This is a genomic window from Pseudoalteromonas sp. MER144-MNA-CIBAN-0113 (assembly GCF_040308965.1).
Classification (GTDB): Bacteria; Pseudomonadota; Gammaproteobacteria; order Enterobacterales; family Alteromonadaceae; genus Pseudoalteromonas; species Pseudoalteromonas tetraodonis.
Window position 1 is genome coordinate 1 of sequence record NZ_JBEOOG010000396.1, and the last position, 265, is coordinate 265.

The window sequence follows — 265 nt, forward strand, 5'->3', positions numbered from 1 at the left end:
GTGCTGGATTTAAATTTACACCACGTAAAAATAACATATGTCCGTTAGTCGTTGATGTAATTCGCGGGCGTGTTTCATCAGCAATTAAGGACTCTAATTCGTAATCGTTTAAATGAGGCTGTGCCTTGAGCCACTCAACAGCCTCGCTTTGGCTATAGTCCATGTGCACCCAAAGTTTTCCGTGGCTTGGTTGCCAGCTATTTAGCTCATTAGTGCTTTCAATAGGGCGAGCGCCGCCTTGTCCATCAAGTACAAGTGCATGTAG

General features: G+C 44.9%; 1 protein-coding gene. It reads right to left on the reverse strand.

Going from position 1 to position 265, the window contains the following annotated elements; translation table 11 throughout:
- Positions 1–265: CorA family divalent cation transporter (locus tag AAEY57_RS20210; protein ID WP_350608687.1), on the reverse strand; the 265-nt coding region annotated here is incomplete at both ends.